This window comes from Gemella sp. 27098_8_149, from assembly GCF_041433745.1.
In the GTDB taxonomy this organism is placed as follows: Bacteria; Bacillota; Bacilli; order Staphylococcales; family Gemellaceae; genus Gemella.
In genome coordinates, this window is sequence record NZ_JAPWCB010000004.1 from 101,274 (window position 1) to 127,045 (window position 25,772).

At 29.3% G+C, this 25,772-nt stretch carries 26 protein-coding genes; 19 read left to right on the top strand and 7 right to left on the bottom strand.

From position 1 onward, the window contains the following. Positions 1 to 14 precede the first annotated feature (14 nt). The 15 genes from O3801_RS03245 to O3801_RS03315 all read left to right on the top strand — a co-directional run bounded on the left by O3801_RS03245 (position 15) and on the right by O3801_RS03315 (position 15,957). A complete protein-coding gene (locus O3801_RS03245; protein ID WP_294683001.1) occupies positions 15 to 158 on the top strand; it encodes a methyltransferase in 144 nt (47 codons plus the stop codon). A 361-nt stretch (positions 159 to 519) separates the two neighbouring features. Then, complete coding sequence (locus O3801_RS03250; RefSeq protein ID WP_274460044.1) at positions 520 to 1,197, top strand: response regulator transcription factor; 678 nt, start codon at positions 520 to 522, stop codon at positions 1,195 to 1,197. Next, on the top strand, positions 1,190 to 2,416 hold the full coding sequence (locus O3801_RS03255) for a sensor histidine kinase (protein WP_371454044.1): 1,227 nt from the start codon (positions 1,190 to 1,192) through the stop codon (positions 2,414 to 2,416). Before O3801_RS03250 ends, O3801_RS03255 begins: the two co-directional genes overlap by 8 nt. Before the next feature lie 206 nt (positions 2,417 to 2,622). Beyond that, positions 2,623 to 2,889 carry a hypothetical protein gene (locus tag O3801_RS03260; RefSeq protein WP_371454045.1) on the top strand — a complete coding sequence of 89 codons (267 nt, stop codon included), beginning with the start codon at positions 2,623 to 2,625 and terminating at the stop codon, positions 2,887 to 2,889. Positions 2,890 to 3,047: 158 nt separating this feature from the next. After that, positions 3,048 to 3,503, top strand: coding sequence for a DUF4064 domain-containing protein (locus O3801_RS03265; protein WP_294682998.1), 456 nt, complete (start codon positions 3,048 to 3,050; stop codon positions 3,501 to 3,503). Positions 3,504 to 3,847: 344 nt separating this feature from the next. Then, on the top strand, positions 3,848 to 4,234 hold the full coding sequence (locus O3801_RS03270) for a hypothetical protein (RefSeq protein WP_371454046.1): 387 nt from the start codon (positions 3,848 to 3,850) through the stop codon (positions 4,232 to 4,234). A gap of 16 nt (positions 4,235 to 4,250) precedes the next feature. Beyond that, positions 4,251 to 5,198, top strand: coding sequence for a polyprenyl synthetase family protein (locus O3801_RS03275; RefSeq protein WP_294682996.1), 948 nt, complete (start codon positions 4,251 to 4,253; stop codon positions 5,196 to 5,198). After that, complete coding sequence (locus O3801_RS03280) at positions 5,199 to 6,365, top strand: tetratricopeptide repeat protein (RefSeq protein ID WP_371454047.1); 1,167 nt, start codon at positions 5,199 to 5,201, stop codon at positions 6,363 to 6,365. A gap of 38 nt (positions 6,366 to 6,403) precedes the next feature. After that, positions 6,404 to 7,159 carry a GNAT family N-acetyltransferase gene (locus O3801_RS03285; protein ID WP_294682994.1) on the top strand — a complete coding sequence of 252 codons (756 nt, stop codon included), beginning with the start codon at positions 6,404 to 6,406 and terminating at the stop codon, positions 7,157 to 7,159. 270 nt (positions 7,160 to 7,429) lie between these two features. Beyond that, entirely contained in the window at positions 7,430 to 8,317 is an 888-nt protein-coding gene (locus O3801_RS03290; protein ID WP_371454048.1) for a serine hydrolase, read from the top strand. 243 nt (positions 8,318 to 8,560) lie between these two features. Continuing rightward, positions 8,561 to 10,021: a DEAD/DEAH box helicase gene (locus O3801_RS03295; protein WP_371454049.1), complete on the top strand. Its 1,461-nt coding sequence runs from the start codon at positions 8,561 to 8,563 to the stop codon at positions 10,019 to 10,021. A 367-nt stretch (positions 10,022 to 10,388) separates the two neighbouring features. Continuing rightward, entirely contained in the window at positions 10,389 to 11,765 is a 1,377-nt protein-coding gene (locus tag O3801_RS03300) for a polysaccharide deacetylase family protein (protein ID WP_294682991.1), read from the top strand. Between the two features lie 177 nt (positions 11,766 to 11,942). Continuing rightward, positions 11,943 to 13,211 (top strand): competence/damage-inducible protein A, encoded by a 1,269-nt coding sequence (locus O3801_RS03305; protein ID WP_294682814.1) that lies wholly within the window; start codon positions 11,943 to 11,945, stop codon positions 13,209 to 13,211. Positions 13,212 to 13,283: 72 nt separating this feature from the next. Beyond that, on the top strand, positions 13,284 to 13,580 hold the full coding sequence (locus O3801_RS03310; RefSeq protein WP_294682816.1) for a DNA topoisomerase IV: 297 nt from the start codon (positions 13,284 to 13,286) through the stop codon (positions 13,578 to 13,580). Positions 13,581 to 13,788: 208 nt separating this feature from the next. Further along, the gene (locus O3801_RS03315; protein ID WP_371454050.1) at positions 13,789 to 15,957 is read left to right on the top strand and encodes a hypothetical protein; all 2,169 of its coding nucleotides are present in this window, start codon (positions 13,789 to 13,791) and stop codon (positions 15,955 to 15,957) included. A 46-nt stretch (positions 15,958 to 16,003) separates the two neighbouring features. On the opposite strand, the gene O3801_RS03320 is transcribed toward O3801_RS03315, so the two are convergent. Further along, the gene (locus O3801_RS03320; RefSeq protein WP_371451318.1) at positions 16,004 to 16,330 is read right to left on the bottom strand and encodes a thioredoxin family protein; all 327 of its coding nucleotides are present in this window, start codon (positions 16,328 to 16,330) and stop codon (positions 16,004 to 16,006) included. A gap of 276 nt (positions 16,331 to 16,606) precedes the next feature. Here O3801_RS03320 and gorA point away from each other — a divergent pair, with 276 nt between their 5' ends. Together gorA and O3801_RS03330 are read left to right on the top strand one after the other, a co-directional pair. Beyond that, positions 16,607 to 17,959 (top strand): glutathione-disulfide reductase, encoded by a 1,353-nt coding sequence (gorA, locus tag O3801_RS03325; protein WP_371454051.1) that lies wholly within the window; start codon positions 16,607 to 16,609, stop codon positions 17,957 to 17,959. A gap of 131 nt (positions 17,960 to 18,090) precedes the next feature. Beyond that, on the top strand, positions 18,091 to 18,825 hold the full coding sequence (locus O3801_RS03330; RefSeq protein ID WP_371454052.1) for a DUF4097 family beta strand repeat-containing protein: 735 nt from the start codon (positions 18,091 to 18,093) through the stop codon (positions 18,823 to 18,825). Between the two features lie 57 nt (positions 18,826 to 18,882). Here the strand turns inward: O3801_RS03330 and O3801_RS03335 are convergent, their stop codons facing one another. From O3801_RS03335 to cysS, 5 genes are read right to left on the bottom strand one after another with little or no spacing between them, the layout of a single operon-like run. Continuing rightward, complete coding sequence (locus tag O3801_RS03335; RefSeq protein ID WP_371454053.1) at positions 18,883 to 19,407, bottom strand: NYN domain-containing protein; 525 nt, start codon at positions 19,405 to 19,407, stop codon at positions 18,883 to 18,885. Positions 19,408 to 19,428: 21 nt separating this feature from the next. Further along, on the bottom strand, positions 19,429 to 19,869 hold the full coding sequence (locus O3801_RS03340) for a GNAT family N-acetyltransferase (protein ID WP_371454054.1): 441 nt from the start codon (positions 19,867 to 19,869) through the stop codon (positions 19,429 to 19,431). Continuing rightward, positions 19,862 to 20,677 carry a 23S rRNA (guanosine(2251)-2'-O)-methyltransferase RlmB gene (gene rlmB / locus O3801_RS03345; RefSeq protein WP_371454055.1) on the bottom strand — a complete coding sequence of 272 codons (816 nt, stop codon included), beginning with the start codon at positions 20,675 to 20,677 and terminating at the stop codon, positions 19,862 to 19,864. The genes O3801_RS03340 and rlmB overlap by 8 nt, the downstream gene beginning before the upstream one ends. Further along, on the bottom strand, positions 20,661 to 21,092 hold the full coding sequence (locus O3801_RS03350) for a Mini-ribonuclease 3 (RefSeq protein WP_294682834.1): 432 nt from the start codon (positions 21,090 to 21,092) through the stop codon (positions 20,661 to 20,663). Before O3801_RS03350 ends, rlmB begins: the two co-directional genes overlap by 17 nt. After that, positions 21,077 to 22,474, bottom strand: coding sequence for a cysteine--tRNA ligase (gene cysS, locus O3801_RS03355; protein ID WP_371454056.1), 1,398 nt, complete (start codon positions 22,472 to 22,474; stop codon positions 21,077 to 21,079). The genes O3801_RS03350 and cysS overlap by 16 nt, the downstream gene beginning before the upstream one ends. 248 nt (positions 22,475 to 22,722) lie before the next feature. Here cysS and O3801_RS03360 point away from each other — a divergent pair, with 248 nt between their 5' ends. Together O3801_RS03360 and clpP are read left to right on the top strand one after the other, a co-directional pair. After that, on the top strand, positions 22,723 to 23,601 hold the full coding sequence (locus tag O3801_RS03360; protein ID WP_371454057.1) for a YitT family protein: 879 nt from the start codon (positions 22,723 to 22,725) through the stop codon (positions 23,599 to 23,601). A 168-nt stretch (positions 23,602 to 23,769) separates the two neighbouring features. Then, positions 23,770 to 24,417: an ATP-dependent Clp endopeptidase proteolytic subunit ClpP gene (gene clpP, locus O3801_RS03365; RefSeq protein ID WP_371454058.1), complete on the top strand. Its 648-nt coding sequence runs from the start codon at positions 23,770 to 23,772 to the stop codon at positions 24,415 to 24,417. 41 nt (positions 24,418 to 24,458) lie between these two features. Here clpP and O3801_RS03370 read toward each other — a convergent pair whose 3' ends face one another. Next, the gene (locus O3801_RS03370; protein ID WP_371454059.1) at positions 24,459 to 25,709 is read right to left on the bottom strand and encodes a peptidoglycan bridge formation glycyltransferase FemA/FemB family protein; all 1,251 of its coding nucleotides are present in this window, start codon (positions 25,707 to 25,709) and stop codon (positions 24,459 to 24,461) included. Positions 25,710 to 25,772: the final 63 nt, after the last annotated feature.

Sequence of the window (25,772 nt, forward strand, 5' to 3'; positions counted from 1 at the left end):
TTCTGGAAGAAGAGATGGCCGAGATTATTGAAAAAGCGGGATTTACAAAGTTCCAAATCATTAATTCAGATGTAACGGATGAATATGCAGAAAAATGGGGCTATGGAAAAGAAATGAAAGATTATATCCAAAGTGGACTACTTATTGGAAGAAAATAATTATTTTGGCTAATGTTTAAGAAAACGTTAGTCATTTATTTTGACACGTATAGACAAAATAAGTTAAAATATAAAGAAAAAAATAATAATTAAGAAAAAAATTTTTTCTAATTTTGTTGTTGATTAGAGAATAATATTTGGAATTTTGGTATAATAGATTGTATAGAAAACTTTTTCAATGGTTATGTTATAAAGAAAAATTTAAAAAAGTATACAGAATGACTTAGATTTTTCTAAGAAAAAACTGTTAATATATATTTAGTATTTTAAATAATAGTTTAAACTTGATTTTAGTTAGTTTATATATAATGATTTTATATTGGAAAAAACAACATAAAAATATAGTAAGGAGTGAAAGTCAATGAGGTTATTATTGGCAGAGGATGAAAGAGACTTAGCAGATGCTTTAGAAGCAATGCTGAAACACAACAATTACTCAGTCGATGTAGTAAATAATGGGCAAGATGCATTAGATTATTTAATGTTAGACGATTATGATGGAGCTATTCTTGATGTTATGATGCCACAAATGGACGGAGTAACAGTAGTAAAAAAACTTAGAGAAAATAAAAAAAATACACCAGTATTATTACTTACAGCTAAGTCAGAAATCGAAGACAAAGTATATGGATTAGATAGCGGTGCAGATGACTATTTAACAAAACCATTTGTTACAAGAGAATTATTAGCAAGGGTACGTTCTATGACGAGAAGACAAGCTACATTTACTAGTAACGTACTAGAATTAGGAAATGTTAGTTTAAGTAAATATACATTTGAACTATCTACAGAAAAAGATAAAGTAAGATTATCTAATAAAGAATATCAAATGATGGAAATGCTTATGAGAAATCCTGGGAACGTTATTCAAACTGAACAATTTTTAGAAAGAATCTGGGGCTATGACAGTGATTCTGAAATTAATGTAGTATGGGTTAATATTTCTTACTTAAGAAAAAAACTAAAAGCATTAGATGCTAATATCCACATTAAAGCAACAAGAAATGTTGGATATACGTTGGAGATGCTAGATGTTTAAGAGCCTTAGGAGAAAATTCGTAACCACTGCTGTAGGTAGCGTGGCTGTAGTAATTGCAATACTTGCAATAGCATTAAACTTTATAAACTTTTATAAATTAGAAGAAAGAATAGATACAACATTATTAGATGCTTCAAGATCACAGGCATTGATAAAAATCTTTACAGAAGATGGGGATGATTTAGTAATCACTAAAAATTCATCAAGTGCCACAGAGTATAATGGTTTCTCAATTGCTAAGGTTGATGATAATGGTAGAATAATTAAAGCGTATCGAGATGACACTTTAATACCAGACCAAGATGCTTTGCAAAGTAAAGTAATAAAAGCGTTAGAAAAAGGAAAAACTAGTGGATTTATAGGTAGCTATAGATTCTTAAAAGTTGAAACAAATGTAGGAAACTTAATACTATTTTTAAATTGCCAACGAGAATTAGACTCTAATGCATCTTTTGTACAAAATAGCATTTTGATTTCTATTGGAGTAATACTATCAGTACTTGTTTTAATTATTCTAGTATCAAAAAGGGTAATAGCACCAATACAGGAGACATATTTAAAACAAAAACAATTCATAACAGGGGCTAGTCACGAGTTAAAAACACCGTTAGCTATTATTAGTTCTAATGCTGATGTATTAGAGATGATGAATGGTGATTCAAAATGGACGCAAAATATACATAATCAAGTAGATAGATTGTCTAGTTTAGTTAATAGCTTAGTAGTATTTAGTCGTATGGAAGAAAAAGATACAGTAGAAAGAACGCACTTTGACTTATCTGAGGCATTGAAATTAAGAATTGAAGATTTTGATGAATTAGCTAACTTCCAAAAAAAGAATATTGTAGCGGATGTCGATCCTAACCTGAATTACTATGGAGAAAAAGATTCTATAATTCAGTTGATGGACATACTGTTAGAAAATGCAATTAAATATGCTCCAGAAGATAGTGATATATCGGTTAAACTTAATAAGAATAGAAAATATGCTACTTTAAAGGTTTCTAATAAAGCCAATGTACAAAAAGGTGATTTAAGCAAAGTTTTTGATCGTTTCTATAGATTAGATGAATCGAGAAATAGTGCGATAAAAGGTTATGGTATAGGATTATCTATGGCACAGCTTATTGCAGAAAAGCATAAAGAAACAATTCAAGCATATGCACCAGAAGATGGAATCTTCAAGATTGAAGTGCGATTTACATTAGTTGATAGATAATAAATTATTAGTAATCCTCTAAACCGTTTTGGTTTGGAGGATTATTTTTTATAAAGAAAAATATAAATATATGATTAAGAATTATAGAAAAAATTGTAATTATAAGAAAATAATGCTATAATATACAAAAAAATAAGAATATATTAAAGAAGGATAAGATTAATAAGAGTTGTAGATTTATAGATGAAAGTTAAAGGAGGAAAACTATGTTTGATGTATTTTTTGAGTTTCTAATTGGGGTTGTTGATGATGCGAAAAAATCACTAAAAAAATTAGGTAGAATTCAGAGAATTATAGCAGTTATTTTTTACTGTGTTGAGCTAATAACCCTTTTTATTATCACTATGTTAACGATTGATGACTATCAAATCACCAAGGAGATATTATATTTGTTCGGTTTATTCATTTTTGTAGGGTTATGCCATGTATTATTTAATAAAAAATATCTAAATAATAGTAAAGTGAAAGACTAAAAAGAGGATAATTGATATCTCTAATTAGTGAACTTTTAAGATTGTTATTTTTGGTGAAAAATTTCCGAATTAATTTAATTTTCATTGTAATATGGTAGCGTTTTATGTTATAATTAGTAAAAGGGAAATCCTTTGATTTTATAGAAGGAGGGTTTATTATGAAACCATTCAAAAGAACAGTAGAGAAAGTATTAGCATGGATTGCTAATATTATATTAATAGTAATAACAGGATTTTTAGCGTATGGATCATTCTTTAAGATTTCAGTTTTAAAAGATAACCAAGAATTTTTAAATCTTTTTAAAGATGAACTTGCTAAAAACCCTAATGGGGTAAATCTATCAGCTGAACAACTTCTTGATTATACTATTCAAGGGCTTAAGATGTATTCAGTTCTGTTAATCGTATTAGTTGTAGTAGCATTGTTAGCATCATTCTTAATGAAAAAACGTATTTTATCAGGGATACTTTTCTTAGTATTAGCGATTGTAGTGGCTGTTGGAACAGTAGGACTATTAGTGCCTGTATATCTATTCTACTTTGTAGTAGCAATTATGCTATTTGTTAGAAAAGAAAGACCGGATCAATATCAAGAAACAGTTAGTTATCTGTAAGGATAAATTAAAATAAAGCAATTCTTACATTAGTAATGTTTTAATATTAATAAGCGACTTTAATACTATAAAAATATTAAGAAATAATGATACAGAAATAGTTGCAGAAAAAATATAGCTGTTTATTCTGATTAATTGTATAGAAATATTATAAATAAGAGTATATTTTAGAGTAATTTTAAAATTATGATTTTCTTAGAGTCATGATTTTAAGATTACTCTTTTTTATTATCTTAATGAATATCTAATATATAAAATTTTTTATGTGAAATTTAGTTAATCAAATTTTAATTAATCACGATATTGTGGTATAATTTATAAAGATAAAAAATGAAGGACTTACTATGAAAAAATATAATTATAATGAAAGATTAATAGAAAAATTAAATATTACTTCTTTTATAGAAAAATATAATTTTGATAATGAATTATATAATACAGCAATCTTTTGTGCACTTAGTTCAATTGATAGTCATAAATTAGAAGGTGATAATATTGAATCAAAATCACTTTTATTTGGTGATTATTTTAGTTTTGAGTATTATAGTTTATTGGTAGGTAGTTTAGATAAGCTAGCTAACCTTACAGAAACTATGCAGAATGGATACTTACAGCTAATTGCCAAAGAAATTAGTGAGGATGAATTTTATCTAAGTGTTATAAAGACTTGGTTTGACTTCTATAATGTTGAATTTCAAGAGTCCGATAGTAAAATGGTAACCTTTGTTTAAGTTAATGGAGAATAGAATGTTAAAACAGTATGATACGTTGGTACACGAGGTATTAGAAGATATTTTCGAAATTACTAAAAGTAATGATGAACAATTAGATGAGATTGTAAAAAAGTATTTTCTAAATGGAGGTAAGAGGGTTAGAGTACTTCTTTTACTTATGTGTGCTAAATTAGGAAATTTTGAACTAAATAAAAAGAACATCATTAGAATGGCTAGCATAGTTGAAATAATTCATACTGCTAGTTTAATTCATGATGATATTATTGATGATGCTGATACTAGACGTGGCAGTGTTACGATGAATAAAAAATATAGCAATGAGTTTGCTCTTCGTGTAGGGGATTATTTATTTTCTGTAGTTTTAAAAGAAGTGGCTAAGTTTGAAAATGAGAAAATACATTTATATTTAGCACAAACACTTAAAGAACTATGTATAGGTGAGCTTATCCAAGCGGATGGCTTGTATGATATTAAAACTAGAAGGATAGACTATCTTAAAAAAATTAAGAGAAAGACTGCGATATTAATAGCTTTTGCTTGTGTAGCAGGGAGTATAGTTTCGAATGCTTCTGATGAAGATATAAGAAGTGCTTTTTCATACGGTTATTATTTGGGAATGAGTTATCAGATAATTGATGACTATCTTGATTTCGTAGGAGGAGCACAAAATCTTGGTAAAGATGTAGGACAAGACTTAATGAACGGTAATATTACATTACCAGCTTTATTAGCCAAAGAAGAAAACCCAGAGCTATTTTATAATTTTACAAAAGATTCGAGTAGCGAAGAAAAAGAAGAAATAATAAATTATATAAAAAATAACGATAAAGTTTTGTCAGAAACATTAACTGTAAGTAGACGATATTTAGAAAAAGCTCAGAAGAGTATCGATAATATTGATTCAACTGTAAAAACTGAATTGACTTTTATTATGAATAAGTTAGCAAGGAGAGAAAATTAGATGGATATACAACAATTTTTAGAGGAATTAAAAGATATAGATTTTTCTGCATTAGATAGAGAACAACAAGAGGAATTTCGTACAATACTTTTAGATAATGGGTTATTTGATGAGTGTTTAGAATTATCTAGAATTATTTATGAACAAAATAGAGAAGATGATACTGCGATTGAAGGATATGTTCACAATCTTCTATATCTAGATAGGAAGGATGATGCTTTAGTAGTATTATACAATTCACCAAAAACACCTTCAATTTTATATCAAGAAGGATTAATATATTTAGAAGACGAACTATATGAAATAGCTGAAGATAAGTTCTTAGCAGCTAGAGCAGGAACAGATTTTGATGAGGCTATTCGTGCAATTGATAAAGAGTTAGTAGGGATTTATTTATCGACAGGAAGAGAAGATAAAGCTAGAAACTTAAGTGAGAGAATTTTCTATGAAGAACCATCTTTAGAAAATTTCCAAACAGCATTTGATAATTTATATGCTTTAGGATTATTTGAAGAGGCTATTGACTTCTATAATCAAAATGGAAGAGGGTATGAGGATGCAGGAATTCTGTTCTCATTAGCATTCGCTTATAATCAAGTTCAGAATTTAGAAAAATCAAAAATGCACTTATTAAAAACTATAGCAATCGATCCTGATTTCACAGAAGCATATTTACACTTAGGACATATGTCAAAAGGTGACGAAGCGAAGAGATACTTAGAAAAATATATTGAGCTACAAGGAATGGCTATTAGCGGTTACTTGCACCTGATTTCATTATATAAAGATGATCAACAATATGATAATATCCGTACTTTAATGCAAGAAGTATTAACAGCACAAGGTATCTCAGAAGAAACATTATTTATTGCTATAAATGCACTTAAATCATTATATGAGTATGAGAAAATCTATGATTTATACAATGGAAATTCATTAATAAAAGAGGATCCAATTCTTTTAGGTGCAGCTTTAAATGCTCTGTCAGAAGAGGAAGATTATATTGACTTTGTTGAAGAAGAAGTCGTTACATATTTTGATGTTTTACACGATGATCCAACATATGTGGAAACTCTAAGAAATGTTTATGACTTAACAGGAAGCTCAAGAGTACTTGAAATAATTAATCATTTTGAACATCACCACGGACCTCACGGTCATCATTAATACAATGAAAAATACATTAAGAATAGGAGGTGCTAGTTATGGATTATAGTTTTAAAGATATTTATTCGCCAGCCAAGTCGGTAGTCGAAACAGATAGTTATGTAATCTATCAAACATTAAAATCAAAATTATATTTTAGTGGGAATTATCTATTAATGAAAAAAGAACCTACCACTATAGAAGAGCTTGAATACTATATTTCCTCTTGTAGGAATTTCTTTAGAGATAAAGGTGTCAATTTTATTCATTTAGCAGCAATGGAAAACGTAACGTTATCTAGAAAACTAAAGAGATATTTAAAAAAGGAAAGTTTTAGTGAAATTAATCTGAATTTATATTATTTAAACACTAGAAATTTTGTAGAACAGGAGCCAAGTGATTTTGCAGTTGGATATCTACAAAAAATTGATTTAAATAGATATTTAAAATTTCAATATAAAATAGATATTGAAGCTAGTAATGAAGAATGGGCTGAGCATAATCAGACTTTACTTTATGAAAATATTAGATCTGAAAGTATTAAACAGCTTGTAGCTAAAGATGGTGAAAAGATTGTTGGCTCTGCTAATATTATTGTGAAAAATAATTTCTTTGAAATCGATAATCTATATATAGCACCAGAATATAGAAATCGTGGAATTGCTAAACATATTATTAGTTATGCGATAAACAATGAGCGAAAAGAAAATGTTATTTTGGTAGTTGATGCAAATGATACTCCAAAATATATGTATGAAAATATGGGATTTTCAAAAATATCAGAGCAAGATTTTTATTTGAAAACCAATGTGTAAAATTAAAGAAGGGTAATTCAGATGTATATTGAGTTACTCTTTTTAGTAATTAGAATACATTAAAAAGTTCGATAATTTTCATTATAATTTAAGAAGCTAATTTATAATTATAGAGATGAAAGTAGTTTTTATAATTATTTTGTGATATTATTGTTAAAAAGTTTGATATGTAGTAAACTATTATAAGAATACTAATAGATAAAGGATGTGAGTAAAGTAGTGAAGAGAGCTTGGAAAAGATTTTTAAAGTTTATAATTGAATCAACGGCAGTGGTTTTAGTTATTTATGGAGTATTTTCAGCAGGAGCACATATAAAGGCTAAGAAAGATGCCATTAAGCAGCAGGAACTTGCTCAACAAGAAGCTCAGAAAGAAGAAAATAAACAAGAAGAGCCAGTGATCGAGAATAAAAAGCTTAGTGAAATCGAGTTAAATGAAGCTATGGAAAATTTAATAGAGCAGTATAAAGGAAATAATGAAATAGGTATTGTCTATAAAAACTTTTCTACAGGATACAGATATGCACAAGAAGATAAGCATTACTTTACAGCAGCTAGTACGGTTAAAGTGATATACGCAATGAAGATATATGATCGAATAAGAAATGGTGAAATATCAAAAAATGCAGATATAGCATATAATGAAAAATTCCTAGAAGAAGGTAACGGGCAAATAACAAATAGTCAAAAGAAAGATAGTTACAAGCTAGAATACGTAATACAAAATATGATTCAATATTCCGATAATACTGCTACAAATATGTTGGTAGGTAATAGTGCGACAGCAGCTGATTTAGTAGTTAAATATCTTGCTAGTCTTGGAGCGAGATTACCACAAGAAGAAGCTCAAAATAATAAAATTACACCGGCCATGATGGAGCTAGTCTGGACAAAACTGTATAAAGAGCGTGATAAATATCCAGAACTTATTAAATATCTTGAAGATTCAGAAGATGGTGAGTGGATTAAAGATGGAATACCGAATAAAAAAATAGCTAGTAAGTATGGAGCTTTAGAAACAAACTACCATGATACTGCAATAGTTTTTGGTGATAAGGATTATATGTTATTAATTTATACTAATAATTTAAGTAAATCAGGACAGAGTATAAAAAACATAGCTAAGAAAATTGATGAAATCACAAATAATAATATGTAAAAAGACATATGGTGTGAAAATTATTTGTTAATATATGAATGAATAATAGCATAGTGGTTAAATACCTACTATGCTATTATTTTATTTTAGATATAAGAAATAGATGAATAAATTGAAATGAAAGTAATATGATTTTCTATGTAGGTTACCCTTATTTCTTTATTATTTTCAATTTTCATGCTATAATTAACAGGTTATATAAATAAGACAGTATATAAAATTGGATTAATTAAGGAGAAGCAAATGACAACATTTGAAGAATTAGGGGTTAGTCAAGAAACCGTTCAATCACTAACCAATATGAATTTTATATCTCCAACTGGTATTCAAACAGAAACAATTCCATATGTATTATCAGGAATTGATATTTTAGCGCAAGCACAAACAGGATCAGGAAAAACAGGTGCTTTTGGAATACCGTTAGTAGATACAGTAAGGCGTAATGATCAATTACAATCATTAATCCTTGCACCAACAAGAGAATTAGCTCAACAAGTAGGAGAACAACTTCGACTTATGTCAAGAGCGAAAGGATTGAAAGTTAGTATTGTTTTCGGTGGAACAAGCATCGAAAGACAAATTCAAGACTTAAAGAAACGTCCCCAAATAATTGTTGGGACACCTGGTCGAGTAATTGACCATATAAATAGAAGAACAATAAAATTAGAATCACTAACACATTTAGTATTAGACGAAGCGGATGAAATGCTAAATATGGGATTCATAGAAGATGTTAGATTTATTCTTTCAAAAATAACTTCAAGACATCAAACACTGTTGTTCTCTGCAACAATGCCAAAAACAATTATGGAACTTTCTAAAGAATTTATGAAAGATTATAAACTTATTAAAACAATAAGTGATGAAGATCTTAAACCAGATATTACAGAATATGCAACTATAGCTAGAGAAAACGAGAAATTAGAAACTTTAATTGGATTTTTAGATGTTCAAAATCCAAATTTAGCTATTGTATTTGGAAGAACTAAGCGTCGTGTTGACGAATTAGCAAGTGCCTTAATTGCCAAAGGATATTTAGCAGAAGGTTTACACGGTGATATTACTCAATCAAAACGATTAGAAATTTTACGTAAATTCAAAAATAATTCATTACAAATTCTTGTTGCAACTGATGTTGCAGCACGTGGTATTGATATCAGTGATGTTACACATGTTTATAACTTTGATATTCCACAAGATGTAGAAAGTTATACGCACAGAATTGGAAGAACTGGTAGAGCAGGGAAATCAGGAGTAGCAATAACATTCTTAAATCCAGTGGAAATGCCATATCTAAAAGATATCGAAACTTCTCGCGGTGAGCGAATGAAAATGCTAAGACCTTACTCTCAAGAAGAAGTGAAAAAGGCACGTCACAATAGATTATTTGATGAAGTAATCTCAGAAATGGATAAAAACCATGTTGAATTTAATAGTCTAGCTAATAAACTTTTAGCTGAAACAAATGCTGAGAAAATCATTACTATATTATTAAGTAAATTAATAAATGATAAAAAAGAAGTTGATGTGGAATTATCATTTGAAAAACCACTTCCTCGTAGACAAGATAAAGGTAAACGTTCTAATAGAGGAAATGATAGACGTCGTAGATCTGATAATAGAGACAAAAAAAATAGGAATGAGCGTCGTGGTACTGATAAAAAATTCTTTGAAAAAAAAGGTCGTAGAATGCAAAATAAATAGAAATATAAAAGATGTTAGCATCGTTTGCTAACATCTTTTTTTAGGAAAATACTTATACACTTTTGTTTAATTTTCGCTGGAGTAATTTAATTGTTTAATGTATAATGATTAATGGATACTTTATAAAAGTAAACAGGGGATAATCCAAGATTATTAAATTTAAAAAGAGATTGTTTGAGGATTTATCAACGTAGAGGCTTACTGATGTCTAAATTCGCTTTATAAGAATTATATGGATATTTAGTAACTTTGCGATCGATGTGACTTGATAAAATCAATTTCTTCGAAATTGTGATTTTTGAGTCACTTCCAGAATAATAATTTTTAAAATTTTATTGAAAAAATATATAAAGGAGGGAATAATGTAATGAAGAAATTAGGTATTCTTCTTGGAATACTTTGTATGTTGGTATGTACGTTTTTATTATTTTTTGGAGATACAGCATATAATAAATGGCAAGAATATAATTTTCAATCAGATGTGAAAAAAATTGTTGAAGATGGGGACAAATCAGAATTAGCTAAAAATAGTACTGTTAAATCTGGTTGGATAGGTGATAAATACGTGAAAGTATATTATCCAAATTCAAACATCGAGCAGGCTAATGAAATTAAAGAACGCCTAGATGAAGAGATCAAAGGGCTAGTAGAGGGGAATTTAACCTTTGATAAAGATATTAAAGAGATAGCATTTTACGGAGTTGTAGAAAAAGAATCAAATTTTGCGACAGTAAATGAAGTAAGTGTAAAGAAAGTATCACATAAAGTAGAATCAAAGAAAGTTGAATCTGCTAGTGAATCATTAGTTTCAAGTATTTATTTAGATAAAGATAATAAAGAATTTACATTATCTAGCTTATTTAGTTCACCAGATGATGCTAAACAGAAATTCTTATCAAAAATAAAACAACAATTAGCTGTAAAAGGATTATCAGAAGAAGATATTAATGCTATCATTATAAAACTTCGTGATCAAGATATGGCTACATGGAAATTTACATATGATGAATCTAAATTTAAAATAGCGATTGATGAGAATAAATCAGAGCTTAAATCAGTTGATATTCCAGTAAATGACTTATATAAGTACATTGATGGAACATATTTAAAAGATGAAGATCTAACAAAGTATAATGAATATATTAAGAAAAGAAGTAGAAAAGCAGTTGCTTTAACATTTGATGATGGACCGAATCCAAATACTACACCAGTAGCTCTAGAATTGCTGAAAAAATACAATGCAAAAGCTACATTCTTCATGGTAGGGCGCTCTGTTGCTGGAAATGAAGATATTATTAAACAGGTTGTAGCTGAAGGTCATCAAATTGGTAACCATTCTTGGAGTCATCCATTACTAACGAAAGTTAGTTTAGAAGAAGCTAAGAGCCAGATAAATGATACTACTGAAGCTTTGAAAAAAGCGAGTGGTCAAGATGTTCACATTATGAGACCACCATATGGAGGAATAAATCCTACTATTCAAGCGGCAGTAGATCAGTCATTTATATTATGGGATATTGATACTCTAGATTGGAAGAATAGGAACACTGCCTCTATTATGAAAGAGGTTAGAAAAGCTCAACCAGGATCAATAATTTTAATGCATGATGTTCACCAAACATCAATTAATGCTTTACCATCTGTATTGCAATACTTGACCGAACAAGGTTTTGAGTTGGTAACAATAGACGAACTAATGGGGGATCAATTGGAACTGCATCAAAAATATACAAATAGAGAATAATTATAATATGAAAATAAGAGGTACCACGACAAACTTAGTTTTGTCGTGGTATTCTTTTTTTGAAGACTAGGGTAAATGAAATCAAAATATTTTAAGACTGAAATATTTATTTTTAAGTTGTTATGATGTAGAATAGAATTAAGAGATGAAATTTAGCGAATTTTGCGAGGTTTATTTATGAGAGTTGAATTAATTTCTGTCGGAACAGAGTTATTATTAGGAGATATTGTAAATACTAATACAGCGTATTTATCAAAAGAATTAGCAGCACTTGGATTAGGGGTTTTTAGACAAACAACGGTTGGAGATAATCGAGAAAGATTGCTAAAAACCTTAGAGAGTGCCTTTCTTGAAAACGACACTGTTATAATAACTGGAGGGTTAGGGCCAACAGATGATGATATCACTAAAGAATGTGCAGCTGAGTATTTTGGTCGTGATTTTTATTTCCATGAATATTCATGGGTAAAAATACTCGAGAGATTAACGAGATCAGGTAGAAATGTAATAACAGATAATAACAAAAAACAAGCTATGATTCCCGAGGGTGCTATAGTGTTAGAGAATTTTTGTGGTACTGCGCCAGGTATAATTATTGAAGAAAATAATAAACGTATTATATTAATGCCAGGACCGCCAAGAGAAATGCGTGATATGTTTGAAAAAAGTGTTAAACCTTATTTAGAGAAATATAGTAAGAAAAAATTTATTTCTAAATATGTTAGATTTTATGGTATTGGTGAATCATTTTTAGAAACAAAAATCAAAGATATAATGGATAGACAGACAAATCCTACTCTAGCATTATATGCGAAAACAGGGGAGGTACTATTAAGAATTACTGCTAGTGCTGAAAATAAAACTGAATGTGAAGAAATGATAAATCGCCAACTAGAAGAAATAGAAAGAAGAGAAGGTGTTGGCGAGTATATTTATTTGGTTGGAGACGAAAATATCTCAAGTTCACAAACTGAATTGAATAGTGCGGTAGCTAATCTTCTTATTGAAAATAATTACACAATTTCCATAGCAGAATCTCTTACTGGTGGAAAAATAGCCTCTATGTTAGTAGAAAAAAGTGGAATTTCAGATTCTTTACTAGAAGGTATAGTTTGTTATTCTAATAAGTCTAAAATTACTACACTAGGAGTAAAAGAAGAGACTCTAGAGAAGTTTGGAGCTGTAAGTGAAGAGGTCGCTCGTGAGATGGCTCTAGGAGTAGCTAAACGACTAAATAGTGATTTTGCTGTTGCAACAACTGGGATAGCAGGACCAAATAGTGATGAAAGTGGGAAACCTGTTGGATTAGTTTACATAGCTGTTTATGCTCAAGGAGAAGTTACTGTAAAAGAATGTTTATTCGTTGGTGATAGGGACTTAATCCGCTTTAGAACAAGTGTAGAGGCACTTAATGAAGTAAGAAAAAATATTTTGAGAAAACTATAGTTTTTGCTTGAAAAAAGTTAAACTATTATGTATAATTATGATAATAAAAAAAGATATTTAAGGAGATTAATTATGTATACAATGAATTTATCTAGTTTGGAGTCGCCGGATCCCAGGTACGGGCAAGATGATGAATATTCCCAGGACTTCAATACTGAAATAGACTATGAAGATGAAATTTTATCAGATTATGCTGATGAAAGCTATAACGAAGTAGAGTTTTCTGTTCCAGATGAGGAATTCTTAGATTACTCTAATGAAATGTTCCTATATAAGGAGTATTCGTACGATTTTGCGGATGATTACGAATATGATGAAGTTAGTATATCTAATGATCAAATAATGTTAGAAAATACAAGCGAAGCTTAAAATATAAAATAACATTAATAAAAAACAGACCTATAAGTGATACGCTTATAGGTCAATTTTGTGATATTTAAATAAAAATGCTTATATCAGAAATTAAATAATAATATCTTGAGGAAATATTATATTATTTAATTTTATTTTAATGATATTATGTATAATTGTTTTTACTGAATATGATATAATAGTGATTAGAAAGAAAGGAGGAGAAATGTTGAAATATTGTAAAATTATTAGTTTTGGACTATTGTGTTTTGGCTTAACGATAACTACTAGCTCTGAAATAAAAGCAGATTATTTTACTGATTATAATACGACTGTAATGGATACGGTACTAAAGGATAATATATTTAATTTTGACTTATTCTCTAGAACTAGAAATTATTCTCTTCCTACAATTAAGAATAATGTAATTCAAAGCAGTATGGATGAGCTAGAGTATAGTGCTGAATTACTGAATTATAAAAAGAACGCACATAACTATCTAATTTTCTACTCACTTGATAATAATAATATTCCAAATGAAATGTTTAGAATACAGTTGAAAAAAAGTGGTGCTGGTAAAATAGTTGATAAAAGTTTACTAAAACTTTTTGTACCGAATAGTAGAATAATAATGAATGTTATGAGTTATGAAATTGATAATAAAGGGAATATAGAAAATCTTGAATATTCTAAATCAAGCCAAGTATATTTTACTAAAAAGAATATTGATTTAGTTGTAACAGAAGGATCAAAAGAAGTAGTAAATAGAACTATAGAACTAAAAAATATACCTAAGGATGATAAGGTCTCAGTTTTACCGTATGAAGTGGAACAATATTATCGTCCTGATAAGTATTATAGTTATACAAAAGCTAAGATACTAGTGGATGGTAAAGAAATCAGTACAGAAAATATGGAACTTCCATACTTATCTAAAAAAATAGAAGTAAAACTGGCTCAAGATAAGGATTACTGGAATAATGTTAAGTTAGAATATCCATCAGAATTTAAAAAGAATGATAAAGAGTTTCTAATTAAACAAGGAGTAACATTTGCTAATTTCATTAAAGAAAATAATATTAAGGAAATTTCTGGTAATGATTCGAGTTATGAATTTTCTGGTTATTATCTAGATGATAAGGAAGTCGCAAATACTCAGGTATTAGGAAATAATATTAAGATAAAAGCAAAATATAATACGAAAGTAATATTAGATAATGGAATTACTAAAAAAGAAGTAACCTTACTAACTGATCAAAAACTGAGTGAATTAGACACGAAATTCTTCGAAAAAGAAAAATATCATGTTGATAGTTATACTATTTTAGATGCTAAAAATAATTCCAAAATAAAAGAAATTAAAGATTTATCAGAAGTTAGTATCGACAATAGTATTATAGTAAAAGCAAATTATAAAGAAAATACTAATACTATTAAAATTCGTCAAGATGATTACAATAAACGATTTGGTAAAGTTAATGATAGTATAAAAGATAAGGATATAGAGTGGCCTGAAACTAAAAAAATAGGTGAGTTATTAGCTGACCTTCGTAAAAAAATTAAACCGAGTTCAGGTTATGAGGTATTATTTAGATCTAATAAGAAAGTAATTAGTGATGATGATTATATTACAGATGAAACAGTATTAGAAATTTACTTTAAAAAAGTAGATAGTGAATGGGTAACTGTCAAATTCGTTGGACGAGGAATTGATAAATTCTTATCTGATGGTCAAGATGTTCTAGTAGGATCAAGGATAGATAGTATGATTAACTTACCAACAGCAACTGGAGTTACAGAGCAGGAGTTCTTAGGTTGGCAGGCAAATAGTGACTATTTAATCGCTGGAGAAAACTCAGAAAATATTAAAGTTTCTAAAAAAAGACTATTGCAAACTAATGAATTAGGTGCTGTTGTTACAGAAAAAGGAAAAGATATTGAATTTACCGCTGTATATAGAAAGTTATTTAATGTAGAATTTGAAAAAACTTTTGCTGGTAACATTAATCTTTCTAAAGGAACGTCTAATGTTTTAAGAGTTGATGAATTTAATAGTATAGGTGATGCTACAAAAAATAATAAATTAATAGTAGCACCAAAATCAGGTTACACATTGTCTCATTTTACAGCTAATAAAACAGTAAAAGTAAATATGGACAAAGGAACAAGAGAGATATTTGTAGGACAAAAAATTGAAGAAAAAGATCTTTATAACATTGTTCCTACATCAGATTTAAAAATCACTCCAGTGTTTAAATTAAGTGTGATTCCATCAACACTAGAAGAAATGATAGAAAATAATAAGATAAAAACTGTAGACGATGCATTAGATTTAAAATTTGAATCATCTGAAAATATTAAAAAAATATTGGGACCACTTTATTATTTAAGGTAGAACTAAAAAAAGGCTTAGCAAAATGCTGAGCCTTTTTATCGTCCATTTAGATCTTTTCTAAAAATTGTTCTACTTCTTTTTGTGTTTTAGCTAATCTTGATACGAAACGACTAGCTTCAACATTATTTTTGTAACCTACAAAAGATGGAATACCAAAAATGTCAAGAGCTTGTGCTATTTCTGGAAAGTCATCACGATTAACGTAGACAAATTTTATCTCTGGAAATTTGTTCATCGTTTCTTCTAAATAACGGTCTAACATGATGCAATCAGGGCACCATGTTGCAGAAAATACAAAAACAATTTTTTCGTTTTCCTCTTTTAATGTTTTAAATTGTTCTATAGATTCTAATTTTTCTATATAGTTAAACATATAATCACCTCATTTATGGGAAAATTATATCATAAAAAGGAGTATTTATCATTAACAATGCTTGAATGGTTTAAATGGAAATCGATGGAAATAATTGAAAATTATTGATAACTATGTAATTTTCAATTTTCGATTACAAATGTAAGCATATCTATTGAATTAAATTGTTAAATGTTGCATAATATGAAATATAGAGATTAAGTTTAACTTAAGAAAAGTTAAGGAAACACTAATCTTTAGTTGATAAAAGCTATACTATATTATAGAGGTGAAAACATGGCAAAACATTATGATTATATTGCAATTGGTGGAGGAAGCGGAGGAATAGCTTCAATTAACCGAGCTGCAATGTACGGTGTAAAAGGATTGTTAATCGAAGGTAATGAATTAGGAGGAACATGTGTAAACGTTGGATGTGTTCCTAAAAAAGTTATGTGGCATGCGTCACAAATTTCTGAAAGTTTAAAACTATACGCAAATGATTATGGATTTAGTTTTGGAGATGTAGAATTTGACTTCTCTAAATTAGTAGGTAATCGTTCTGCATATATTGATAGAATTCATGGTTCTTATGAACGTGGATTAAACAATAATAAAGTAGATCTAGTAAGAGGATATGCTAAATTTGTAAATAAAAACACAGTTGAAGTTAATGGTGAACAATATACAGCTGATCACATTTTAATAGCGACTGGTGGACAACCAACTATTCCTAATGTTGAAGGAGCTGAGTTTGGTGTTACTTCTAATGAAGTATTTGCACTTAAACAATTACCAAAATGTATCGCTGTAGTTGGTGCAGGATATATCGCAGTAGAACTTGCTGGGGTATTCAACGGATTAGGTGTTGATACTCATTTATTTGTACGTCGTGATCGTCCGCTAAGAACTTTTGACAAAGATATAGTAGACACTTTAGTGAAAGTAATTAATGAAGAAGGTCCAACTCTTCATACAAATGCTATTCCTAAAAAAGTTGTAAAAAATGCTGATGATAGTGTTACTTTAGTACTTGAAGATGGACGTGAAACTACAGTTGACTTATTAATCTGGGCAATTGGTAGAAAACCATTATCTGGAAATCTTAACTTAGAAGCGGCAGGTGTGGAAGTGGATGAGCGTGGATTTATTCCAACAGATAAATACCAAAACACTAATGTAGAAGGAATTTATGCAGTAGGTGATGTAACAGGTCGTCTTGCTTTAACTCCGGTTGCTGTTGCTGCAGGACGTAGATTATCAGAAAGATTATTTAATAATAAACCTGAAGAGCACTTAGATTACACTAATGTTGCTACAGTAGTATTCTCACACCCAGCGATTGGTTCTATTGGATATACAGAAGAACAGGCTATTAAAGAGTTTGGTGAAGAAAACATCAAAGTATATAAATCTTCATTCACTCCGATGTACTCAGCAATAACTAGCCACAGACAACCATGTTTTATGAAACTAGTAACTCTTGGTGAAGACGAGAAAGTTATTGGATTACATGGAATCGGTTATGGTGTTGATGAAATGATTCAAGGATTTGCTGTCGCTATTAAAATGGGAGCAACAAAACGTGATTTTGATAACACAGTAGCAATTCACCCAACAGGTTCTGAAGAATTTGTGACAATGAGATAATTATATAAAAATAAAAGCAGGAGAATCTTAAAAGATTTGATTTCTTGAAAATCAATCTTTTGGGATTGCCTGCTTATTTTATTTGACATTAATGTTTAATAGGAGTATTCTGAACGTAGGAGGAGATTATTATGAAAAAAATTTTAAAAACAGTAATTATTGGAATATTCACTGTATCAATAGCAACAGGTTGTGTAAGATTTAGTAAAGAGGATACAGAAACAAAAGTTACAAAAGAATCTTCTAATAAAGTATTTAAAGAATGGATTGGTGAAAAAGGGATAGATAGTATTAAAATTAATACGGTGAAAAATAATGTTAAAATCTATTATCATGATAATGAAACAATTCTAGTAAAAGGGAATTTCAAAGGAAAATATAAGTATAATACTAATAATAACTTGCTTGATATTACTTCATCTGCAGAGGAATCAGGAGACAATAGTCTAAAAATCTATCTTCCTAAAAAAGTATATAAAAGCATTAGTGTTGAAAATAAAGATGCAACTTCGAAAATATTTGATGTAAATGTTGAAAACTTAGCTATTAATAGTAATGATGAGATAGTTGTTGATGGTGTAGAAGTAGTAAATCTTAAATTGTCTACTGATAATAAAAAGGTACAAATTACTAAGGATACTATTAAACATGGTGTAATTGAAACAAAAAATAATGCAAAAATAATAGTAGACCAAACAAAAGTGAATTCTATGAATATGGTAACAGATGCTGGTGATATATTTGCTAAGATAATAGGTAATAAAGAAGATTATCAAATTAATTACAGCAAGAATACAACAACTGCTAAGGAAAAACAAATAACAGCAATCTCAAATAAAGGAAAAGTTGAAATTAGCTTTATGTAGCCTTAGCAAGATAATAAAAAAATAAGAGATGGATTTTAATATGTCCATCTCTTGTTTTTAAAATTTCCCGTTTTTTATGAAATTTTCTAGTTTTTTTCTATCTTTATCACTCATTCGAATATGTCTATTTTTCAATTCTCGTGAATTATGTTTTCTAGTCATTTTAGAAACGCTTTGTTTCCTATCTTTTAACTCTTTGATAAACATATGACAGTCTCTTAAAATAGCTCCATAACCAAGTGTTGTATCACGTTCATCGTTATCATCACTTACAACAATAATATCTATGAAATGATCGATTCTTAGTTCACGAGTTTTTCTTTCAATCCATTGATCAGCACGTTCTCCAGTTTTAGTATAAACAATACTGATAGGTGGTTCTTCTTTTATATATTCTTTTGCACGAGTTAGATAGGCATCAAATACACAGTAGACGATGTAATTATTTCCTCCTGCATATTCACGTAACATATCAATTAGAATATCACGTTCAGTAGGGAAGGTAGAGCTTTTTATTAAGTTATATTCTTTCATACGAAAAAGTAGATTATAACCATCAATAAATAAATATTGTTTTTTCATAAAAAAGCCTCCTTTGTAAATTTAATTAATCACTTTCCTCATATCAACATGCTCAATTCCAGCGTCTAAATATATTGTATCATTAATTTGGTTATAACCTAATGATTCATAAAATTTTTCAGCTTGTATTTGAGCACTTAATTCTATAGTTACTTCTCTTTTTAAAATATGCTTGGCAGTATTTTCACAGCCGATAATAAGATCACGACCGATACCTTTACCACGATAATTTTTATCTATAGCAACACGTCCTATGTGAATAATGTCTTTATCAAGATCGATAAGACGTGCGACTCCAATAAGTTTATCATCACTAAAATATCCAATATGAACAGTATTTTCGCTATGATCTTTTTCATCTAATTCTAGTTCCATTGGAACTTTTTGTTCTCTAACGAATACTTCAATACGAAGAGCAAAACCAAGGTTAAGCTCTTCTTTAGATTCTAATATTTTAATCATTAGATTTTATTCTTTCATACATAATGATTCCAGCCGCTACAGAGGCATTTAAGCTTTGGATTTTTCCTAGCATTGGTAGGTGATATAAAAAGTCACATTCATTAGTAACAACTTTACTCATTCCTTCACCTTCGTTCCCAATTACAATAGCTAAAGGCACATCTTTCGCAATTTTTGTGTAATCTTCAGAACGTTCTGCTAATGTTGTTCCAGCAATCCAGAATCCTTTTTCTTTTAGCTTTTTAATAGCATCAGTTAAATTCGATACGCGAATAACAGGCATATGTTCAATTGCCCCGGCAGATGCTTTAACTGCAGTTTGACTAACTACAGCGGCACGACGTTTAGGAATGATTATTGCTTTAACACCACTTGCTTCAGCAGTTCTAATAATCGCTCCAAGGTTATGTGGATCTTCAATATGATCTAAAATAAGTAGGGTAGTATCCTTATTAATATCTAGATTATTTACTACTTCGTCAAGTTCAAAGTAAGAATACGGTGCTACATAGGCGATAACACCTTGGTGACGTTCAGTAGTTGAGTTATCTAATTTACGTTTTGGAACTTCTTGGCAAATGATTTTTTTCTCATTTGCGATGGCGAAAATAGATTTTAATCTTCCTTTTTCAATACCTTCTTGGAATAAAATCTTATTAATTTCACGTCCTGATTTAATTGCTTCTAGTATAGCGTTACGACCAGCAATTACTTCTTTATCTAAATCAACCTCAGGAGTTTGAACTTGTGATTTTTGATCTTTGTTTTTTAGTCTTAATTCTTTATAGTGTTTATTGTTTTTCTTCATATAATCTAATTATGTAGTTAAACATTTCCTCCAATCTTTCAAAGTTTTTTTCTAAATATAAATAACCGAACACAGCCTCTAAGCCTGTAGCAAGTTTATACTCCATAATACTTGCATTCTTTGCTTTAGAGTTATTCTTTTGATTTTTTGCACGGTTATAAATTTTTTCTTCTTGTTCTGTTAATATACTATTATTTAGTATATTTTCCATAAAACTCGCTTGAGCTCTTGCTGATACGATTGTAGATACTGTTTTGTGAAGATCATTTATTTTTCCTAAGTGGTTTTTCATAACGTATTCTCTACTCATAATATCATATATACTGTCTCCAATATATGCAAGGGTTAAAGCTTGCATTTGATTAGGATTAGCGAAGTTTTTTTCAGTAAATTTAAAAGTTATATTTTTTTCCATCGTACACCCTGTTTAGTATCTTCTAAGATAATTCCTTGTTCTTTTAGGTCATCTCTAATTTTATCAGCTAAGGCGAATTCACGGTTTTTACGAGCTTCTTCACGTTCAGCTATTAAACTTTCGATGTGTTCACTATCAAGTGTATTATCTTCTTTTACGTTTATTCCAAGAATCGAACTATAAGTTTCAAATGCAGCGTTGATTAGCTCTAGAGTTTCTTTGTTGACAGCTTCTTTTGCTGTATATGAATTAGAAATTCTCACGATTTCATACCAAGAAGAAAGTGCGTTTGCTGTATTGAAATCATCCTGCATATACTCTTCAAATTTGTTTAATTCTTCTGTAACTAATGCTACAACTTCTGTATCAAGTTTTTCTTCAGTCATATCATTATTTAATCTGAATTGTAGGTTTTGATAAGAAGTTTTAATTTTTTCATAGTTTGTTTTCGCAAGTTCAATGTTTTCTAATGTGTAGTTAATTGGAGTTCTGTAGTGAACTGTTAACATGAATAAGCGAAGTACCATTGGATCGATTTCAGCAATAATATCTTTTACTAAGCGGAAATTCCCTAAGCTTTTACTCATTTTGACATTATCAATATTAATAAATGCATTGTGCATCCAATAATTACTAAATGGGGCATGGTTGTGACATTCAGACTGTGCAATTTCATTCTCGTGGTGAGGGAATGTTAAGTCTTGTCCACCAGCGTGGATGTCGATAGTATCACCTAGAGTTTCTTTTGCCATTACTGAACACTCAATATGCCAACCTGGACGGCCTTCACCAAATGGGCTATCCCATTTTACTTCACCTGGTTTAGCTTTTTTCCACAGTGCGAAATCTAGAGGATCTTCTTTATGTTCACCAACTTCAATACGAGCACCGCTAATTAGGTCATCGATAGATTGATTACTTAATTTTCCGTAATCTTCTTTTTTACGTGTTCTGAAATAAACATCACCGTTTGCTTCATATGCATAACCTTCCTCAACAAGTTTTGCGATGAAGTTAATTATTTCTTGCATGTATTCAGTAACACGAGGGTTTTTCGTTGCTCTCTTACATCCAAGTGCATCATAATCTTTAAAGAAGGCATTAATGTACTTGTCAGTTAATTCACTTGTAGAAATGCCTTCTTCATTACTAGCCTTAATAATTTTATCATCAACATCTGTAAAGTTAGAGATAAAATCTACTTCGTAACCACTGTGTTCTAAATATTTACGGACAACGTCAAAAACGATAATAGGACGTGCATTACCAATGTGAATATAATTGTAAACAGTAGGTCCACAAACATACATTCTCACTTTATTTTCTTCAATTGTTTTTAAAATTTCTTTTTGTTTTGTCAATGTATTATAGAGTTTAATCATATATAGCTCCTTTTAAAAGGGAGAATTGCAAATAGAAAATTATTACTGCATAAATTATCTAAAAAACAACTCCCAAAATTCTTCAATATCATAATAACTAAAAAAGTCTATTACTTAAATTTTAACACAAAATGCCTATAAAATGAATTATTTCTTAATGTTTTGTGAAAGATAATCAATTTTTAATTGTTTTAAATATTGATTTGTATTAAAATATATACAGGATAAAAATAAAGGATAAGGATATCATGAAATTATCAGATACGATTTATACGACTGATCAACATAAACAGTCGAAAAATGTTTTTTTAATAGTACTTGGAACAATTTTATTTTCAATATATGCTGGATTATTAATACCGGTAAATAATATTGGAGCAGGTGGTGCCTTAGGATTAAGCTTGGTAATAAATAAACTAACAGGAGTAAAAATTGGTACTGCACAGTTTGTTCTAAATGTACCGTTATTTTATTTAGGATTTAGATATATTGGCCGTAAGTTCGTAATTCTGACAGGAATTGTGATAAGTGTATCATCGTTTCTAATAAATAATTTACCAAAAATTATACCACCAGTAAATCTAGGAGATTCTCTCGTTGCGGCAATTTTCTGTGGTATCATTTCAGGATTAGCGATGTGCTGCCTTTTAGTAGCAGGAGCTTCAACTGGAGGAACAGACATAACAGGAAAATTCCTTTCATCACAGTTTAATTATAACCTACCAACTGTATTTCTAATTCAAGACATTACAATATATACGATTGTATGGATCTTTTTTGATATAAAATATGTGATGTACGCACTTGTTATGAGTTTTGTACGTAACCAAACGATGAAAGGTGTTCAAAAATTCTTTTCAGCATATATTCAATGTACAATTATATGTAGTAATCCAGAAAGAATGGTTGAGGTAATAAATAATACTTTACATAGAGGATCTACAATAATGGATGTAGAGGGTGGTTATTCACATGAGAAAAAACGAATGATAATTTTAGTCATTCAACAAAATGAAATGCATCTACTCCGTAAATTAGTTGCTAAAAATTGTCCAGAAGCATTTATTACTGTAAGTGCTGTAAATACAATAGTAGGTAACTTCAAAGAACATTCTTATAGATTATAGTAACGTGGATAGTACGACTTAAAAACATAGTTTTTTGAGTCGTATTTATTTATAGATAGTACAATATTTTTGGAGAAAATGAAGAAAGGTTAGAAAGGGAAAAAAGTTGCTAATTGACCATTTTTGATATATAATATCTAGTGAAAACGAAAATTAGGAGGTAAGAAAATGAATTTAATTCCTACAGTAATAGAGCAAACTTCTCAAGGGGAAAGAGCATACGATATTTATTCAAGATTATTAAAAGATAGAATTATTATTCTTGGTTCTGATGTAAATGATCAAGTAGCAAACTCAATAACAAGTCAGCTTTTATTTTTAGAAGCACAAGATAGTGAAAAAGATATTTATTTCTATATTAATTCACCAGGTGGAAGTGTGACAGCTGGTTTTGCAATTTATGATACAATGCAACATATTAAATGTGATGTTGTTACTATTTGTATGGGGATGGCAGCTAGTATGGGTGCATTCTTACTTGCAGCTGGGACTATCGGTAAACGATACGCTCTTCCAAATGCAGAAGTTATGATTCACCAACCATTAGGTGGTGCACAAGGTCAAGCAACAGAAATAGAAATTGCAGCTAGACACATTCTAAGAACAAGAGAAAAAATAAACAAAATCTTAGCAGATAGAACTGGTCAAACTATTAAAACTATTGAACGTGATACAGAACGTGATAATTATTTAACAGCAGAAGAAGCGTGTGAGTATGGATTAGTAGATAAAGTAATGTATCCAGAAAATAACAAACCACAGAAAAAAGAAAGACAAAAAAAAGCTACGAAAAAAGCTGCTAAAAAGTCAGAATAGATATAAAAAAGGAATTGAGTTAAATCTCAATTCCTTTTTTATTATATTTTCCAAACTTTACCAATAGCATTTCTAATTTCATAGTTATCCATAAAGTACTCAATATTCCCATTGAAGTTACGTTTGAACTGTAGTACACCATAGTCAGTAGCATCTTCAGAATGAAAATCTTTTGAAGTACCAAAGAAGTTGAAATATTTGAAGTTATTGTTAATTGCATATTTCATCATATGGAATAGGATTGCATATGGTCCTTCATAACGATGGAATTTTCTCATTGCACCACTTGTGAAGTAAATTAAATCTTGACCAGATTCTATAAAAGTAGCACATGAAAGGTTAATAACATTTCCATTTTCAGCTTTAAGTTCTTTTATTTTATCAATTTTTTTATACCAAATAGCAATGTTTTCATCAAATTCTTTTAGACGGTTAGTTGCTTTTTTGGCATTTACTTTTCCTTGTTCTAATTTTTCTTTTAAATCGTCTCGTTCTTTTTCAAGATTTGCAATTGTGTTAGTTGTAGTTTCAACGAATTGATCACAATCAATATATGAAACAAGGTAGTGAGTTTTATCTCCGATATTATTTTTTAATGATTTGAAATAAGTATTGTCTCGGATTTCAAAATCAATTCTATCCTCTGTATCACGATTGATTTCATCGAAGATTCTAGCATCTTCTTCATTGAATATATCAATTTCGCGAACCTGAACTCCTTCTTTCATCGTTCTGTTAATAGTATAACGGGCGATTTGTGAAATATTTTTTAATAAGTTACTTTCAGTAATATTTTCGTCTAGTGATTTAGAGAAAACACAACGAGAAGCTAGTGTAGGATTTGTAAATAAATCTTCGTTCATAGCGTGATAATTTAAATCATTTAGAATTCTATTAGTTTTAACTGCTACTTCGTTCTCTTCTACAAATTCAACATCATTATAGATTTTTTCATTTACAAATGGATTTACACGTACACATAATACTCTTAGATTTTTTGCAAAGTATTTTTTTAGTTGTTCAAAGTAGAAACTAACTAACTCAGTATTTGAGTAGTCCATAATAGGTCCGTATTGTGCAGTTACTTTGTAAAAGTATTTTTTATATTGGAAATAAATGAAAATACCGTAAGCTAGTATTTTATTATTTTCTTTTACGGCTAAAATTTCAGTTTTTAAGTTGTTATTATTGGCCATAATATTATATTCTGCAGATTGCGAGAAATAATATCTGTGGTTATTTTCTTTTTGAAATTGTTGAAGTTCTTCACTACTAATTTCAGTAAATATCATTATGAAATCTCCTTTTTAGTTTGTTACTATTCAAAATTACTTATAAAATTATATAACAAAAAT